This window comes from Ensifer adhaerens (assembly GCF_002007205.1).
Classification (GTDB): domain Bacteria; phylum Pseudomonadota; class Alphaproteobacteria; order Rhizobiales; family Rhizobiaceae; genus Ensifer; species Ensifer adhaerens_D.
The window spans coordinates 507,456-523,081 of record NZ_LAZS01000012.1 but is presented as its reverse complement, the minus strand read 5'-3'; the positions used below and the strand labels follow the sequence as shown (position 1 = coordinate 523,081).

Genomic DNA, 15,626 nt, shown 5'->3' with positions numbered 1-15,626 from the left:
AAGTCGGGAGCGCCCTTCCTCGGCTTCTCTGATTGCCAAACGCAACACCCGCTCAACTTCGGCGTCTGCCTGTTCGACATCCGCAAAATGCAATCTGGCGGAAGCGCGGAGGATTGCGACCAGCTTCCGTTCATGGGTTTTGAGTATGCCGGTCATCATACTAGAACGGGCGGAAATGCGTGCGGTTCCCAACCGGTTGCGACATTCGCACGCGCATCGTCCTATGCCGTCAATTGCTGCCACGCGGGCATGGCTTTCGCGGGAGCCGGGCGTTGACCAACTTACTCAACCGTAGAGCGAAACCTAAAATGCCTCCGGCACCGGCGGCTTGCGTCCTACTCGCCGACGCGGGTGAACGCGACCCGCCGCCGAATTCTCTGTTCCCGCGCCGGCCAAAATTACTACAATGCCACCGCAATCGCGCAACCGAAGCTGGTCAGGGCATCCATGGAGCCGCCGTCAACCGTCGTTGATCTTGCCTCGATCATCCAGACTTCCCTGGCGCCTGTCTTCCTGCTGGCCGGTACGGCGGGCTTCGTCAGTGTTTACGCGACGCGTCTCGGCAGGGTCTCGGATCGGGTGAACGAGATCGGGGAGAAGGAAGAACAGAGCGAAGCGAGACGCATGCAGCTCGACTACCTGCGCCGGCGCACGTTCGCGCTGGAGATTGCGGTCGCCCTGGGGACACTGGCCGCCATCTGCACGGGCTGCGCCATTCTCAACCTGCTCGCCGGCGCGCTTGAGTTCGGCTTTCGCGAAGAAAATCTCTTCTGGTTCTTCGGCAGTGCGATCCTTTCGCTCATCGGGTCGCTCGTGGCGTTCCTGTTTGAGATGGTGATCGCGGGGCGAAACATGCTGCGCCAGATGCGCCTGGAACAGGCAGCATCCGAGCGCGACAAGCGAACTTGACGAACCGGCGCCACCGGGCCTGCCGCCGTTTAGAACAGCAGCTCGCCGGTCGAGAGCTTTCTGAGCGCGGTCGCGATGTTGGCGATGAGCGCCTCCTTTTTCGGACCATGATCCGGATAGCGGGTCATGTTGTCGCCATTGTGCATGAAGACGTATCCGCCTCGCCCATCGCGCGTCGGGTATTGCCAGAGCCAGTCGGCCGGTTTCGGGTCGTTCTCTGGACCGACGTCGGTCAGCCAGATTGCCCCGGGCGGCGGATCGCTCCATCCCCGCGCGTACTGGCCAAAGATTCCCTGCCAGCCGTCGAAGCCTTCGCCGAGATCGGAGAAGATCTGGAAACGGTCGTCGCGGATGCGAACCTTGATGTTTGAGAAGGGACGCGGAGCGACGGCGTGAAACGGCGTCATGAAGGGGAGCCACGGCTGGCACGGTTCGGCGCAGATGATCAGGTTTCCGCCGCGCGCCAGGTAGGCGAGCAGATCCTCCGCCCGGCTCTTCAGGAAGAATTCGTCGTGGCTGCTCGGAATATAGAGCGTATCGGTCCGCTCAAGCAGCTCGAATCCAAGCTGATAGAGGGGGGCGAACTCGATTTCGAAGCCTGCCGCGCCAAGGCTCTGCTCGATCCATTCCGGGTGCCACTCCGACGGCACATGCGAGCACTGCAGATAGGTGAAGCGGTTTCTTTCGGGCCTTTTTATGCCGAGCTCGCGGTTGAGCCAGGGATAGAAGGACCGCAGAAAGCGGGTCGTCGCCGGCATGAAGCGCTGGCCGTTGTGCGAATGCGGGTCGAGCGTTGCGAGCAGCAGCCGCCCACCGTTCGCCAGGGACGGAAAGTCGAGAAACAAGCTGCCGCCCCCGTCATCGATCTCGACGATGGAGCGCGCCCCTTGCGGAACATTGTAGGACCCGCCCCAATGCCAGCTCATGTGCGACAGCGGGATGCTCTGCGCAATCGGGTGCGCAGGCGCGGAGAGGCTGATCTCCAGCGTCTCGCCCTTCGTCCACCACAACCAGTCACGGCAGTTTCCGGGCGACCATTCAAGGCCGGGAATGTCGAGCCAGTCGGCGTGCCCCTGCAGGAAGACGATGAGAAAGCCACCCTGCTTAAGATAGGCATTCAGCTGCGGCGCATGCGGAAGGACTGCGGCTGCGTCCATCGCATCCGGCATGACGACGGCGGCGTAAGGCGTCAGATCGACCTTCGGCAGATCGTGGATGTAGATGACGTCATCGATGTAGTGGCGGAAATCCTGGAAGCTTCTGAGCTGCCAGCTGTTGCCCCAATGAATATAGGCGATGCCCTTTCGGGACGTCTTTGCATCAGCCATTGAGGCTGCCTCCATCGTGGCGGAACACCGGTGCGTAGGTGTGCTTCGATAGCCCCATAAAATCCGCTCGCGCGATCGGCAGATCGTAGAGTGTCGACAGATTTTCGGCGCTGAGCGCATCGGCCGTCGGTCCGCAGACATAATCCGAGCCGCTCAGCATCAGCAGAGCGTCGGTGGCAATTTCCACGGCGTGCTGCGGCATGTGGGTTGAAAACACGATCGTCATGGCGTGTTCATCCCTGAGGTGTTCGAGAAGGGCGAGAACCTTGTCCTGGTTCTTGTAATCGAGGGCCGCACAGGGCTCGTCGAGCACCAGCAACTCGCATTCAGACGCCAGCGCCTGGGCAATCATCACCAGCTGGCGCTGGCCGCCGCTCAGCGCGTTGAACGCTTGCGGCTCGAAATGTTCGATGCCGAGGAGGTGGAAGTAGTGGCGCACGATCTCATAGTCTTTCCGGCCGGGTGCACCAAAAAGCCCGAGGTGACGTGCCCGTCCCATCAGGGCAATATCGAGGGCGGAGTAGGCGAAAGGTACCTCGAAGAGTTGGGGTACGAAACCCACGGGGCCGTCGATCGAAAGTCGTCCTGATTTCGGCTTGAGGATGCCGATCAATGTGTTGATCAGCGTGGTCTTGCCGACGCCGTTTGCCCCGAGCACCGCAAGGATGCGGGCGCGCTCCAGGCAAAGGCTATAGCTCTCAAGGATGATCTTGCCGCCGCGCTCGACGGTGAGGTCGCTTGCCTCAATCACTGGACCAGCCTCCTTTCGCATGCAGCCGTCGCAGGATGACGGCAAAGACCGGAACGCCGATCAGCGCGGTGATGATGCCGAGCGGGATCTCGGCCGTGGTCACCGTCCGTGCCAGGTCGTCGACGAGCAGCAGGTAGATGGCGCCCATCACGCCGGAGACCGGCAGGAGCCGCTGGTGATCGGCACCGACAAGGGCGCGGGCGACATGTGGGATCACGAGGCCGACCCAGCCAATGATGCCCGAGGTCGCGACAACGCCGGCGGAAATCAGGGCGGAGGCGACCAGCACGATCCATTGCACCAGGACGACCCTGGCTCCGAGGGCGCGAGCCTTTTCCTCGCCCAGCGACAAAATGTTGATCTGGAAACGCAGGAGGTAGATCGCGACCGCCGAGGGGACCACCGCCGCCGCCACGAGCAGCACGTCCAGATAGTTGCTGGAGGCGATGCTGCCCATCAGCCAGTAGGTGATCGCGGGCAGTTTCTGAAAGGGATCGGCGAGCAGCTTTGCGATGGAAATGGCGGCAGAGAAAAACGCCGATATGACCACGCCGGCGAGCACCAGCGTCAGCATGCTGGTGCGCCCGCGTACCGTCGACAGCAACTTGACGAGAAAGACGCTGCCAATGCCGAAGAGGAAGGCCATCGTCAAAAGCAGATAGCCCTGCAATCCCAGAAGGATCGCCAGCGTGCCGCCGAACCCCGCGCCCGACGTAACCCCGATGATGCCGGGATCCACGAGGGGATTGCGGAAGAGCCCCTGCAGCGCCGCTCCTGAAATCGAGAGGCCGAAGCCAATGATGATGGCGGCGAGGATACGTGGCACCCGGACCTGCTCGACCACGACCTCCTGCACCGGATCCCAATAGGGCGTGACGATCGGATGGACGTTGTCGATCAGGATATAGGTGACGTCTGCGACCGACAGATCGTAGCGCCCGATCGTCACCGAATAGAGGGTCACGGCGACGAGAAGACAGACCAGGGCGGGCAAGACGAAACCGGAACCGAGTTTCCGCCCGACCGCCCCTGTCGTCGTTCTTCCTGCCGAAGCCTTAGCGGAAGAGCTCGACATATTTGTTCGCCGGCGCATTGCTTTCGGTTTCGAGGATGGCCTTGACCTGTTCGGCCGTCAGCTCGGCGCCGTAGATCAGCCTGTAGGTACCGACGATCTGCTTCTGGAATTCCGGCGCAAAGTCGGCGCCATGGGCGATTGCGGCGAGCCATTCCGATGTCAGGAAGATCTCTGGCGCATCGGGCGTACGAGCGAACACCGGCTGCTTGTACACCCGCTTTTCTTTCACCGCCTTCAGGCTGGCCAGGACCGGATTGTCGAAGAAGGTCTTGGGCTCGAGATCGGTGGCGTAAGCCGGGATGATGATGATGTCCGGGTTCCAGACGAGGAGCTGCTCGAAGTCGACCGTTCGCCACCACTCGCCGGTGTTGTCGGCCGCCGGATTGGTCACTCCGCTCAGCGACAGGTCCTGCGAGCCGTTGGCGATGACCTGGATCTGGTCGCCCACCTTGTCGATGTGAAGGACTGAGGGAAGCGTCGACTTGTCGAGCTTGCCGACCTTTTCGTCGAGCGCCTTCAAGGTCTCGGACTGAGCCTTGAGGATCGCCTGGGCGCGATCGTTGCGGCCGGTCATGTAACCGCTGAGCGTAACGTAGTCGAGACGATCCTGTTCCGAGCAGCATTGCCAGCCGACGACGGTCAGGCCGACGCGCTCCAGCGGCTCGATCAGCTTTTCGTCCTGGGCCCACTGGATCACTACATCGGGCTTTTCGGCCAGGATCGCCTCGACATTCGGCACGAAGCCGTCCTGCGCCGCGCTGGCGTTGATCTTGGCCATTTCCGGCAGCATCTCGGCATAAATGCCCTTGGTGAAATAGCGCGTCAGCGAATCCTTGTTCATGCCGACGATGCTGTCGGCCTTCTCATCGACGGCGCGATAGATGATCGGTGCCGATCGGACGATGGTGACGACGCGCTCCGGCGGTTTGGCAAAAGTGATCTTCTTGCCGCGGTGGTCGAGGAACGAGGATTCCGCATGCGCCGCTGCTGGCGCGAATATCGAAAGGGACAATGCCAAGGCAATAGGGGTCCCGAGGCGGCTCGACATAGATCACTCCTTTGACCGGCCACGCCGCCGATCCGGGGGCAATGGCCATGAAATATCATGAGTGTACTAGTCAAGTTATTGCGGACTGTCCAGTATGAGTTTGAGCTAATCCAAACAACCGCCAACGGAACCGCGCCGCAGTTTACCACGGCCATTCCTGGAAGATGGCCAGGGCGAGTTTATCAACCAGCCGGTCGGGCCAGATGCTCAACCAAATTATCGAGGGCGGCATTGTTTCCGATATCGGTCCCCACAATCATCCGGTCGCCGAACAGGGAGGTCACCTGCACAGTCATCTTGATCGTTGTCACATCACCATTCGCCTTCAACTCCGTTGTAATCAGGCTCGACATCAGCTTGCGACCGCCGGCTTCGACGACCTCATTGCTGACCACGAGTGTATCCGGAATTATCGAGATGTAGGTCGTGCGTCCGGTATATTGCGGGTTCTCCTTTGAGCCGCAGCGGAACCGGTCTTCCCCGCCCTCGCGAAAGTCGGCCGCGTCATAGATAAATGCGGCACCGTCGGACGGTGCGCTCCATTTGGCACGGATAACCGGATCCGCAAACGCTGCGAACACCCGTTTCACCGGAGCCTCGCAATGCCGTTCGAACACGAGCGTCCTATGCCCGATTTCATAATCCACTACTCGCTCCATTGATCATCCTTCGAGCACGTCGACGCCCATACCGATTGCAAAACGCAATCAGCATCTAGCAAAGCTGATTGTGTTTTGCAATCAGCTTTGCTAGGCCTCTTGCGACCGGATTGGGAAAGCCTCGCTGCCATACAATTGGAGCCTGTTCCTCAGCGCCCTACTCGCGGTGTAAAACGCGCGTCGATTTCATCGAAATCGACAACAGCAACGCCATGGCCGCCAGGGCAGACGCCACGAAACCAAGATTGTCCGAGCCTCCCCACTCGATTCCAAGGCCGCCGATCGAGCCAGACAGCGCGATGGCAAGGTAGAGGATTGCCTGATTGAGCGAGACCAAAACACCGGCGGCGTCGGGCTTCAGCGAGATCAAGCGGTGTTGTTGCGGCGTGGTGATCGCAAAGGCGGCGATCCCGTAGAAGGCAATCATTGCGAACGCTAAGGTCATGTTCCCGGTCGTCAGGGGCAGGATCAGCATGCTGACGATTAACCAAAGCAAGGCGATTGCCACGACCTTGGGGCCGCCAATACGATCCGCGAGCATGCCGGCGCCCAGGTTGCCGATCATGCCGACCACGCCGAGCGTCGTCATGAGGCCAGCAAGATAGGCGCTGTTTCCTTCGGTGGCCTTCTCAAAGATGACGCCCATGTAAGTGTAGGGCATGTAGACTGCCGTGAAAGCCAGGAGGGTCACGCCCAGGGCGGCGACGATCGGCGGTTCGCACAGGAGCCGCAACTGCTGCCGTACTCCCGTTGTTGCCGCGATGCTGGTTTTCCGAGGGATGACGACGAAGGTGCCGACGACGCCGATTGCGGCCAGCCCGGTTGCCAGCCACAGAGTCGATCGCCAGCCGAACACCCCGCCAAAAGCCGTACCGAGAGGCGCTCCAAGCGCCGTCGCGGCAGTAAAGCCGCTGACGACCACGGCGATGGCCCGCCCCCTATGCGCGGCCGAGACCAGCGCGGCCGCTGTCACAGTGGCGGTCGGCACGAACAAGCCGACGCCAAGTGCGGCCACGACCTGGCCGATCAAAACCATCGCGTAGCTCGGCGCAAGCGCGGTCCAGGCACTTCCTGCGAGATAGACAATGGCCGCGACGACGAGAACGGTTCGGCGCTGCCAATGGCCGGTCAAGGCGACCAGGGCCGGACCCGCAATCGCGCAAGTCAGAGCGAAGATCGTGATGACTTGCCCTGCGACGGATGGTGAAATGCGCAGGGAACTGCTGAGGAGCGGCAACAGACCCGCCAGAACGAACTCGCCGGTTCCAACGACAAAGACACCGAAGGCAAGCATCGACACCGAAAGCCATTGATTTGTCGCCTGCGGCTGATCGACCTCATGCGGCGTTTGCAGCGTGGCATTGACCATAACGGGACCTTTCCGGCGCGGCCGTGTCACGACTGGCGCCAAGATTGATTGAAAAACTGGGATCGGATCGACCTACGGGCGCAACAACGCGGCGCGGCTCATCAAACCGTCCGGCTTGAAGCGAACAAGTCCGTTCATCGGAGCGCCCTCATGGGAGCGCCTCAGCCTACCGTCGAAACCTTCGAGCACGGCCTGTCCCGTCAGGAACAGCAATTCGCCGGTGCTAAAATCCGGAAACAACAGACCGCAGGCAGGATCCACGAGAAGGTTGCCGAGTGTGTTGAAGTAGAGATTTCCTCGGTACTCCGGCCAGAGCAGACAGTCGCCGTCCCACCGGACAAAGCCCGCCGGACCGCCGCGGTGGGAAACATCCATGTCGCCGCTTGCATCGGACGAGGAGCGGGTGGCGACGAAAAACGTGTCGGCGTCAGCGACGACGCGCTGGGCAGCAGCCGTATCAACCATCGTCCGGACTGTGGCGCCGGTTGTTGCGGTCGTCTCTTCGACATTCCTTGGACGAATGTATTGCGGGCAATTCCCAAAGGCTTGCCGCACGTTGACGACGAAGCCGCCTTGGCGCACGGAACCTATACTGCCGTTGATCCGGATGCGCCGCCGGGTCGAAAGGTCGATTGCAAGGACTGCGATCGGAGCGCCTTCGACGACGCCACAGGCTACTGGGTCTGCGGGGTCCGGGAGTGTCTCTACGCGCATTTGCAGGGCACTTGGCGCGCTCAGAAAGCCGGGGCGACCGAAAACCATCGTAACCCAGATGCGTCCCTTCCGGTCGGGCACGGCCAGCACGACATAGTGCAGCTCCGCAAGGAAGGCCGCAAAGCCGGGCGGCAAGCTTGCCTGTATCGCTCGCGACCCCGCCAGTTGGTCACGAACGCCAAACAGGCGCTGGAGTTCTTGTTCTCCAGCGTGAAAAGGGTCACTGACCATCACACACCCCGCGCCGCGGCAAGGCGCTGCCTCGACGCACGGCGCGCCAGTTCGAACTGCGCTTCATCCCCCATGAGCGCTGCCACATTGGCCGATGCCTGGTAGGAGGTAAGCTCGAAAGCAAGCAGCTCGACATCGATGCCGGCTTGCAGGTCTCCTGCTCCCGCGGCCTCGTTCGCCAAGTCGACGATGCGCTGCCTCGCCTCGGCCCGGTGATGTTCGACCCGGTCGCGGATCTCGCCCGGACGAGTGCGGTACTCGCTGCTGAGCGCGTGAACCAGGCAACCGCCGGGCAATGTTCTTTGCTCCACGAATGTGTACCATCCCTCAACCAGAGCGATCAGCCGCTCGATCGCCGCCGGCCGTGCCATGGCGGGGCCAACAACCGTTGCGCAATAGAGCGCGACACCGTTCTCGATCGTCGCCAGTTGCAGGGCTTCCCGATCGCCAAAAAGCACCTGAACGTTGCCTTTTGCCACCCCGGCATCCGCAGCGACCCGCCCGAATGTCAGCCCTTCCAGCCCTTCGACCGAGGCAATCTGGGTGGCATGATGCAGAATGTTCGCCCGGGCGCGGTCGCCGCGCTCTTTCCTCTTGTCGTTCGTCTTCATGGCGCCTCGCGGTCAGATATCAAGTTCCCATTGTTAAATATACATACGTACGTATATTGTCAAATCGAAACCGCGCGAAACACAAAAAGGCATTGGCGGGCGCCACCTCGTACAGCCAGAGTCAGATGAGAATGACGTCGAGACATCCCAAAATCTTAGGCGAGAGAACTAGACGGCGGTTTCGAGCCAGTTCGACCCCATGCCTTACCCAGGACCAACCGTCGCGAGGATGAGCGCCGGGGATCGCTTTAGCCGGATTGGGCTATGTCCCAGTTTATTTCCAATTACATTAGACTTTAGTAAAATGGAGGTGCGCAGGGAGGTAAGCATGGAACGCTTTGCCGAAAAGCTCGAAACCGACGCTGCCACGAAGGTCTGGTCCGTCCATGACTTCTGCCAACGACACCGCCTCTGCGAGGAAGAGGAACGTCGCCTTACAAGCCTGTTTGGTATGTTCGCCACAGCCCGCGAACTCCTGAATAATGCGCAGCGCACACCGAAATGGCGGTAACGGGCTGGTTCCTATGCATTACCTTCGTGCGGCCGTTGTGCTCTCGCTCCTTTTTCTAAGCTCCTACGCCTGGGCCGAAAAGCGTGTCGCGCTGGTTATTGGAAACTCGGCCTATCAGCATGCGCCGCAGCTTGCCAATCCTCAGAATGACGCCAGCGACATGGCATCAAAACTGACGGGGCTGGGGTTCGTGGTGGTGACCGGCCGGGACCTCGACCTGACGGGAATGCGTCGGTCGATCCGCGAGTTTGTCGGCAAAGTCGAAGGCGTCGACGTGGCGCTCTTTTTCTATGCCGGTCACGGGCTGCAGGTAAACGGCGGCAACTACATGATCCCCGTCGACGCGCAGCTTCGTTCAAACAACGATTTGGATTTCGAGGCGTTACCGGTGGAGCTTGTGCTCTCCGCCATGGAGCGTAACGCCAGGGTCAACCTGGTGTTCCTGGACGCCTGTCGCGACAATCCACTTGCCGCGACATTGGCCCGCTCCATGGGAACCCGATCCGTGGTCGTAGGGCGGGGCTTGGCGAAACTCGATACCGGCGTGGGCTCGCTGATAGCGTTCGCAACCCAGCCCGGAAACGTTGCGCTTGACGGAGCCGACAGGAACTCGCCGTTCACGACGGCGTTGCTGAAACACCTCGGCACGCCTGGGCAGAGCATAACGGATGACCTCATTGCAGTGCGTCGCACTGTCTTGCAGGCCACTGATGGCAAACAGGTTCCCTGGGACAGTTCATCCCTGACGGGCCCCGTCGTTCTCAATCCATCCCCCGCTGCGGACACGGCAGCAAGTGCGCCGGCGACGACAGATACGGACAGAGCCGTGGAGCTTGCATATTGGAACTCGATTAAGGATTTGACCACAAGTAGCTTCTTTGAGGCCTACCTCCAGGAATACCCCAATGGGGCATTCGGAACGCTTGCGAAATTGAAAATCGCGGCAATCGCGGAGCGCGAAAAGGAAAGCAAGTCAGCGCTGCAGGCGAAGCCGGATGCCAAGCAGGCCGTAACCGGCGAAGGCGGCGCCAGCCCGACCGACGTCGCCGCACTCGAACCGGCCAACAGGGCACAGACATCAGGTTCGATAGCCGGCAACATGCCTGCCGGCGAACTCGCATTCGCCACCCAAAGGGAACTAGCGCGCATCGGATGCCTTGCCCGGGTCGACGGCAAATGGGGCGACAGCAGCCGGAAGGCCCTGCAAGCATATGCCGAACACAAGGGGCTCGAGCTTGCCTCGCTCGCCCCGTCCGAGGAACTCTTGAACGGGTTGAAAGCGATCGGCAATCGTGTCTGCCCGCTCGTCTGCGGTAACGGAATGGAGGCTCGCGACAACCGCTGCGTGGCGCCCGGCCTGAGTGCCTTCGACGGCACCTGGAATTTGATACGACGTGCAAAGACGAATTGTGGCGACTGGCGCGAACTCTCGACAACCCTCTACGTAAGAAACGGCGTCGTATCGTCGAGCTCTGGTTTCTCCGGAAAAATCTCCAGCAACGGAACCGTCAACATTGCCCACACCTTCATCCATAAGGGAAGGAAAGGAGGTAACACCGTGACGGGAATGATCAAGGCAGGTAAAGGGTCCGGTAGGTTCAGAGGGACCGGGGCAGGCAGCGGCTGCTCAGGGGTTATCACTATGAGTAAGATGTAGAGCGAAGGCGATGTCGGTGCACCTGCGGTGCGGTCCGTCGACACGGTCCAACGGGGGCATAAGACGGTTTAGCCGCAGGTCGGTGTAGCCACATAGCCGAATTTGGCGATGGTCGTAGCGGCCGTGAGCCCCGGGCAGTTCGGCATGATCGGCCTACTTACCAAGTCTGCACAAATACCTTCCAGCAGGTTCCGATCGAGGCATTATGCGACCTTGCAGGCACAGACCGGGAGCGCCTCCGGCTTTCGCATCCTCGTCGTCAATGGGTGATAGCCATGACGAGCCAGTCGTCGTCACGCACCGCGGCCAGCATCGCGCGTGCATCGTTGATTGCATCGGTTTCGTCGAGCAAGCGCCACGCTACGTGTGCCACTTCGTCGGCTTGAGGAGGAGGAACGAGGGTAAGCTGGTCGAGGCGCGGGGCCAGTGTTCGTCCGATCCGCCCGGCGGTCCATCCCCCGGTGTGGCGGAAGCCTCCCTGCGTCAGGGGAACTGCAGGGTCTGCATATTCCTGCAGCATCACCTCGATCGGCTGGCCGTGGATCAGGGTGTCTATCTCGCCGGTCGTCCAGCCAAGTGTCGGCAGGTGCGTGGCGAGCCGGTAGTGGTTCGTATCGTTGCTGGCACTCAATGACGGCAGGGGTACAAAGTGTTCGGCGAGAACGACCAGGGCGGCGAGCCCCGGGCTGACGAATTGCGGCTGCAGCCAGGACGGCGCGGCACCGTCGGGCCCGAGGTGGAAGGCGGCGTGGAGATCTTCCCGCTCACCGAGCGCCCCATATCGGTCAAGCGCTATCGCCGAAAGGGTTTCCCGATCGCCTGCCTCCCAGGCTGACAGCACATCCTGCACCGCCTCCTCGAAGGCGGGTGTGATCGGGCAGCGAAAGGCGTGATGAAGCACCGCCATGTCATTCTCCCACGAAAAGCCGCCGGACATGGAGACCGGCGGCGGAAGCTGTTTCTGCTCGTCAATTTAAGGGCTTTACTACCAACCGTCTATTGCGCTCGGCAGTTGTTGAGCGTGCCGTTGATGACGGTAACGCCGGTGTCGGCCGTGATCGCGAGAGCCTTGAACCCAGCAGCAGCCACTCTGCTTGCCGCAGTGTTGGAACTCGAAGACGTCATCTCTGCCCGTGCGATGCTCCAATGGCCTGGCGGCTTGTCGTCGAAAACGATCGTCCAGGGGAAGGGCTTTGGCAGATCGGTGGAAGCAGCCTCGAATTTGACATCGGCATTGCCAACTTGCGCCTCGTCTCCCTTGGACGGGTCAATTTCGCCGAGGTCGACCTTGACGAGGCATTGTGCGGGTAAGCCTTTACCCGTCTTCGCGTTCTTGGCTGCCTCTTCGTCGCTGGCGTAGTGGAAGAAAGAGAGGGTCGAAATCGGCTTTCCGCTTACACCGAAGTTGACTTTGGTCCATACCACCACCCCGCTGGGGTCCGCGTCGACAGCGCGATAGACCGAATAAGCATGCGCGGGACCTATGGCGACGAAGATCGCAACGATAGCGAGCTTTGCCGCATGGATGCCTGAGTGAAGTTTGGGAAACTGCATGATGGCTTTCCTTTCGCTATGGGGGAACGTCTCTCGCGACAAGCGGAGAGCGGTGACCGGAGGCGCATGCCGCCGGACCTGCTGTGGCTCGGCGTAGTCGCGCCGTGTGCCGTGTTGGGAGTGTTGAAAGGTGGACGCCGCGGCCATTCAGGCCGTCTCGCCCGGGCCGGTCCTGCGGCGGATCAAGTCAGTTGCGTCTGAACTTGCCTTCGCAGTCGTCAGCGCTCAGGGATATCGCAAGGATCCGAGCGATCGACGGCAACCGGCGCTGGTCTCGGCTAGAAGAAAATCGTGACGTGTCCGTCCAGAGCTAGAAAGCTCTGCAACGTCTTCGTACCGGTCAGCCCACCCTTGCCGACTGGCCAGGGATCGAGGAGCTTCATGGTGTTGCCATTGTCGGAGTATCCGTAGACGACGTAGTAGTGGATCGCCGTGCCGATGACGAAGATCCGGTCGTGGTCGATCTCGCCACGCACGAGATCTGCTGTGAGATTTTCGACGAACCGACCGCCCGTCGAAACCATGTCGAACGCATTCCACTGCGTTCGCACCATTTGTACGGCCTGGCTGGCCAGATTGGCTCCGTCGTCTTCCCGCTGCGGCGGCGTCACCGAGGCGTCGAGGGTTTGCGCCAACGCCCATTCTTCCTGCACGTTGGGGTCCAGCGCCGCAAGCGACAGCGTGTTGCGGCGGGCAATGGCATATTGTGACATCGCCGAGAGGTTGCGATAGGCGCGAACCATGACCTCGGCGGCGGCGAAACACCACGCGCCGGTTTCCTGTGCGACCAAGACCGGAGGATTGGCAACGTCTTCTTCCATGATGATTTCCTTTCTCATTGGGGGAGCGCTTTCCCGCGCATGCAAGGAGCGCTGACCGGTGACGCATGTCGCCGGACATGTCTTGGCGGTGGACGAAATCACGCCGCCCGCCATGTCTGTGGTGCGGTGTGGGCGTCCTGCAGACCGCCCGGCTTTCAACTGAAAGGCGGATCGCTCTGCTGCCCCGCGGCCTGCTGCAGGATGTTTTCCGGTGTCAGCACGACACGTTGCGCGGGCGAGGTCGTGCTGAAATCAACGGCCTGCGTGTTGGTGAGCGCTTCCACGTCGATCGTCTCGCCGACGGCGTAGTTGCCGAACACGACCCAGCAGCGATGACGATGCGGGATGAAAGTACTCAAGACATTCGGAGTGAAATCAACGGTGTAGACAGGTGATCTACCGATCGCGATACCGAGATGAACCGGAAAATCGAACGTGCCGCTGAGCTGACGGATGCTTAGGGTTCCTTGCGCACCGCCCGTACGCAGATTCTGAAGCGCCGGCGCTCCGAAGCTGTCGGCCGTGAAGTCGATGAGATTTTCGCGATCGGCGTCGGCGGCGACGTATTGGTAGGCGGTGAACGTCGAGCGCCCGCCGAACGTGCCGCGTTCACCCCAGATGAAGCCGACTTCCGTGGACCAGGAGAAGCGCACCTGTGTGCCGGGTGCCGCCGGCCGGGCGAGCCAGGCGACGCTGGTCAGGCGCGTCGGCGTCGGCGCCTGGGGCGGAACTTGGAAAAGCGCGAAATTGCCATGCAGCTTTGAGTTGTTGACGCAGGTCAGTCTGTACTCCGGCATTGCATTCTCCTGTCGTGTTGGAGAGAGGGGGACGGCGGCGGCTACCGCCGCCGTCGGGCGACATCAGGCAACCGAGATCAGGTTGTCGAGGCCGAGTGTTGCGGTCCGCGACGTCAGCGCGCCGCCATAGGTGACCTCGACGGAGCCGGTCACGTCCTCGACGTCGATGACGTCACCCGTCTCCAGATTGCCGAACAGCACCCAGTAGTTCGGATGTGGCGTGAAGACCGCCGTCATGTTCGGTGCTGCCTGCACGGCGAAGGTGCCTGAACCGGCCATGCCGATGCCGACGGAAGTACGGTTGGGCACGACATTGGACAGTTGCTGGATGGTCAGCGAGCCCAGGGCACCGTTGACGCTCGGATTGGCAAAGGTCGTGGCACCCCAGCTGTCCTGCGTGAGCTGGACGAGGTTCTGGCCGTTCGGATCTGCCCCGATCACCTGCGTCGCCGAGAAGTTGATGCCCGGCTGAAGCAATCCGGTCTCCGACCAGACGAAGCTGTAGTCGAGGTTCCAGGTGAAGGTCACACGACTTCCCGGCGCTGCCGGCCGGGCAAACCACGCCAGTGAAAACACGTTTCCGGGAACGGTCATCGGCGGGGCCTTCTGGAACACGGCGAAGCTGCCGTGCAGTTGAGAGTTGTTGAGGCATGTCAGGGAGTACGACGTCATCTTAGTGTGCCTTTCGTTGGGGAATCGCGCCCGGAATTGCGAAATGATGGCCGGCACCGTCTCCGGGGCTGAAACGGTGCCGGGCCGCCCTCGCCGTCCATGGGAGGAAGCAAACGGCGAGGGAATGCCCGGCCAGGGAAGGCGGGTGCCGGGCAAGCTTGTTGAAGGATCAGCCGATCTGGACGATCTTGTTGTCCAGGTTGGCTACGATCTTTGCGACGGCGGTTGGACTGGTCGTCGCCGTGTCCTGTTTGAAAGTCACGGTTGCCGCCTGACTGCGGTCCCATTCGTCGGGTTCAGGAAGCTGGAAGGCCGTGCCGAAGACGACCGTCACGGTCTGCGAGAGGTCTGGCTCGAGCGTTAGCGACGATAGTCCCACCGGGACAGGGACAAGGATCGGTGCAGGGCCGACCACCAGCCCGATCTGGCTGTCCGCCGGGACGCCTGCTGCGAAGGTTGCCTCGATCGCGCCGGCCGGACCGCCGGCCGCGGGGCTGACGGTGAACGCACCGTCGGCCCAGGCGACGACAACAGTATCTCCCAGCGCGACCGGGGTCTTTTCGGCGGCATCGAGGTTTGCGCCCTTGACGAACGCAAACAAGGCCAGCGCGCCGCTTCCGCCATTCCATGTCAGCGTTTTCGTGTCGCCCTGTTCCATCGGATCGGTCACCAGGGCGGTGATTGTCTGCAGATTTTGCGAGGGCTTGTTCAACGGAAGAGGGAAGACACTGAAACACTGGCGCCCGGCGACGGTCGAACCATTCGTGACTGTCAAATCGAAAGGCACCGCGGCTGCCGGCGGCGGGCTGCTCGTCGCGGGGGCGGGACTGGTCTTCGTGGAGGTCGGCATCCATCTTTCCTTTCGGGGTCCGGCTTGAACTTCTCGCCTGATGTGTAGGGAAGGATACATTTACCCCTT

17 protein-coding genes are annotated in these 15,626 nt (G+C 61.4%); 3 read left to right on the top strand and 14 right to left on the bottom strand.

The features are described 5' to 3' along the window. Window positions 1–447: 447 nt before the first annotated feature. A complete protein-coding gene (locus tag XB14_RS27205; protein ID WP_077966416.1) occupies window positions 448–909 on the top strand; it encodes a DUF2721 domain-containing protein in 462 nt (153 codons plus the stop codon). 29 nt (window positions 910–938) lie between these two features. On the opposite strand, the gene XB14_RS27200 is transcribed toward XB14_RS27205, so the two are convergent. The 8 genes from XB14_RS27200 to XB14_RS27165 all read right to left on the bottom strand — a co-directional run bounded on the left by XB14_RS27200 (window position 939) and on the right by XB14_RS27165 (window position 8,695). Next, on the bottom strand, window positions 939–2,237 hold the full coding sequence (locus XB14_RS27200) for a hypothetical protein (protein WP_077966415.1): 1,299 nt from the start codon (window positions 2,235–2,237) through the stop codon (window positions 939–941). Beyond that, a complete protein-coding gene (locus tag XB14_RS27195) occupies window positions 2,230–2,988 on the bottom strand; it encodes an ABC transporter ATP-binding protein (protein WP_077966414.1) in 759 nt (252 codons plus the stop codon). Before XB14_RS27195 ends, XB14_RS27200 begins: the two co-directional genes overlap by 8 nt. Further along, a complete protein-coding gene (locus XB14_RS27190) occupies window positions 2,981–4,063 on the bottom strand; it encodes a FecCD family ABC transporter permease (protein ID WP_077966413.1) in 1,083 nt (360 codons plus the stop codon). Before XB14_RS27190 ends, XB14_RS27195 begins: the two co-directional genes overlap by 8 nt. Then, on the bottom strand, window positions 4,044–5,111 hold the full coding sequence (locus XB14_RS27185; RefSeq protein WP_077966412.1) for an ABC transporter substrate-binding protein: 1,068 nt from the start codon (window positions 5,109–5,111) through the stop codon (window positions 4,044–4,046). The genes XB14_RS27190 and XB14_RS27185 overlap by 20 nt, the downstream gene beginning before the upstream one ends. Window positions 5,112–5,293: 182 nt before the next feature. After that, complete coding sequence (locus tag XB14_RS27180) at window positions 5,294–5,758, bottom strand: SRPBCC domain-containing protein (RefSeq protein ID WP_179119686.1); 465 nt, start codon at window positions 5,756–5,758, stop codon at window positions 5,294–5,296. A gap of 169 nt (window positions 5,759–5,927) precedes the next feature. Further along, on the bottom strand, window positions 5,928–7,139 hold the full coding sequence (locus XB14_RS27175) for an MFS transporter (RefSeq protein WP_077966406.1): 1,212 nt from the start codon (window positions 7,137–7,139) through the stop codon (window positions 5,928–5,930). Window positions 7,140–7,211: 72 nt separating this feature from the next. Next, window positions 7,212–8,084, bottom strand: coding sequence for a pyridoxamine 5'-phosphate oxidase family protein (locus tag XB14_RS27170; protein WP_077966405.1), 873 nt, complete (start codon window positions 8,082–8,084; stop codon window positions 7,212–7,214). After that, a complete protein-coding gene (locus tag XB14_RS27165) occupies window positions 8,084–8,695 on the bottom strand; it encodes a TetR/AcrR family transcriptional regulator (protein WP_077966404.1) in 612 nt (203 codons plus the stop codon). Before XB14_RS27165 ends, XB14_RS27170 begins: the two co-directional genes overlap by 1 nt. A gap of 328 nt (window positions 8,696–9,023) precedes the next feature. Here XB14_RS27165 and XB14_RS27160 point away from each other — a divergent pair, with 328 nt between their 5' ends. Both XB14_RS27160 and XB14_RS27155 read left to right on the top strand, forming a co-directional pair. Then, window positions 9,024–9,206 (top strand): hypothetical protein, encoded by a 183-nt coding sequence (locus XB14_RS27160; protein WP_077966403.1) that lies wholly within the window; start codon window positions 9,024–9,026, stop codon window positions 9,204–9,206. Window positions 9,207–9,219: 13 nt separating this feature from the next. After that, window positions 9,220–10,863 carry a caspase family protein gene (locus tag XB14_RS27155; RefSeq protein WP_179119685.1) on the top strand — a complete coding sequence of 548 codons (1,644 nt, stop codon included), beginning with the start codon at window positions 9,220–9,222 and terminating at the stop codon, window positions 10,861–10,863. Between the two features lie 259 nt (window positions 10,864–11,122). On the opposite strand, the gene XB14_RS27150 is transcribed toward XB14_RS27155, so the two are convergent. From XB14_RS27150 to XB14_RS27125, 6 genes are all read right to left on the bottom strand, one after another. Beyond that, the gene (locus tag XB14_RS27150; RefSeq protein ID WP_077966400.1) at window positions 11,123–11,770 is read right to left on the bottom strand and encodes a hypothetical protein; all 648 of its coding nucleotides are present in this window, start codon (window positions 11,768–11,770) and stop codon (window positions 11,123–11,125) included. Between the two features lie 89 nt (window positions 11,771–11,859). Next, complete coding sequence (locus XB14_RS27145) at window positions 11,860–12,417, bottom strand: hypothetical protein (protein WP_077966398.1); 558 nt, start codon at window positions 12,415–12,417, stop codon at window positions 11,860–11,862. A 278-nt stretch (window positions 12,418–12,695) separates the two neighbouring features. Beyond that, a complete protein-coding gene (locus XB14_RS27140; protein WP_234804150.1) occupies window positions 12,696–13,238 on the bottom strand; it encodes a hypothetical protein in 543 nt (180 codons plus the stop codon). Between the two features lie 155 nt (window positions 13,239–13,393). Then, a complete protein-coding gene (locus XB14_RS27135; RefSeq protein ID WP_077966396.1) occupies window positions 13,394–14,035 on the bottom strand; it encodes a hypothetical protein in 642 nt (213 codons plus the stop codon). Between the two features lie 63 nt (window positions 14,036–14,098). Next, the gene (locus XB14_RS27130) at window positions 14,099–14,707 is read right to left on the bottom strand and encodes a hypothetical protein (protein WP_077966379.1); all 609 of its coding nucleotides are present in this window, start codon (window positions 14,705–14,707) and stop codon (window positions 14,099–14,101) included. Window positions 14,708–14,876: 169 nt separating this feature from the next. After that, on the bottom strand, window positions 14,877–15,557 hold the full coding sequence (locus tag XB14_RS27125; RefSeq protein ID WP_077966377.1) for a hypothetical protein: 681 nt from the start codon (window positions 15,555–15,557) through the stop codon (window positions 14,877–14,879). Window positions 15,558–15,626 lie beyond the last annotated feature (69 nt).

Bases quoted from the DNA above. Each gene is read 5' to 3' on its own strand.
- XB14_RS27205 (WP_077966416.1), top strand. From the start codon at position 448: ATGGAGCCGCCGTCAACCGTCGTTGATCTTGCCTCGATCATCCAGACT.
- XB14_RS27200 (WP_077966415.1), bottom strand. From the start codon at position 2,237: ATGGCTGATGCAAAGACGTCCCGAAAGGGCATCGCCTATATTCATTGG.
- XB14_RS27190 (WP_077966413.1), bottom strand. From the start codon at position 4,063: ATGTCGAGCTCTTCCGCTAAGGCTTCGGCAGGAAGAACGACGACAGGG.
- XB14_RS27185 (WP_077966412.1), bottom strand. From the start codon at position 5,111: ATGTCGAGCCGCCTCGGGACCCCTATTGCCTTGGCATTGTCCCTTTCG.
- XB14_RS27175 (WP_077966406.1), bottom strand. From the start codon at position 7,139: ATGGTCAATGCCACGCTGCAAACGCCGCATGAGGTCGATCAGCCGCAG.
- XB14_RS27170 (WP_077966405.1), bottom strand. From the start codon at position 8,084: ATGGTCAGTGACCCTTTTCACGCTGGAGAACAAGAACTCCAGCGCCTG.
- XB14_RS27165 (WP_077966404.1), bottom strand. From the start codon at position 8,695: ATGAAGACGAACGACAAGAGGAAAGAGCGCGGCGACCGCGCCCGGGCG.
- XB14_RS27160 (WP_077966403.1), top strand. From the start codon at position 9,024: ATGGAACGCTTTGCCGAAAAGCTCGAAACCGACGCTGCCACGAAGGTC.
- XB14_RS27155 (WP_179119685.1), top strand. From the start codon at position 9,220: ATGCATTACCTTCGTGCGGCCGTTGTGCTCTCGCTCCTTTTTCTAAGC.
- XB14_RS27150 (WP_077966400.1), bottom strand. From the start codon at position 11,770: ATGGCGGTGCTTCATCACGCCTTTCGCTGCCCGATCACACCCGCCTTC.
- XB14_RS27145 (WP_077966398.1), bottom strand. From the start codon at position 12,417: ATGCAGTTTCCCAAACTTCACTCAGGCATCCATGCGGCAAAGCTCGCT.
- XB14_RS27140 (WP_234804150.1), bottom strand. From the start codon at position 13,238: ATGGAAGAAGACGTTGCCAATCCTCCGGTCTTGGTCGCACAGGAAACC.
- XB14_RS27135 (WP_077966396.1), bottom strand. From the start codon at position 14,035: ATGCCGGAGTACAGACTGACCTGCGTCAACAACTCAAAGCTGCATGGC.
- XB14_RS27130 (WP_077966379.1), bottom strand. From the start codon at position 14,707: ATGACGTCGTACTCCCTGACATGCCTCAACAACTCTCAACTGCACGGC.
- XB14_RS27125 (WP_077966377.1), bottom strand. From the start codon at position 15,557: ATGCCGACCTCCACGAAGACCAGTCCCGCCCCCGCGACGAGCAGCCCG.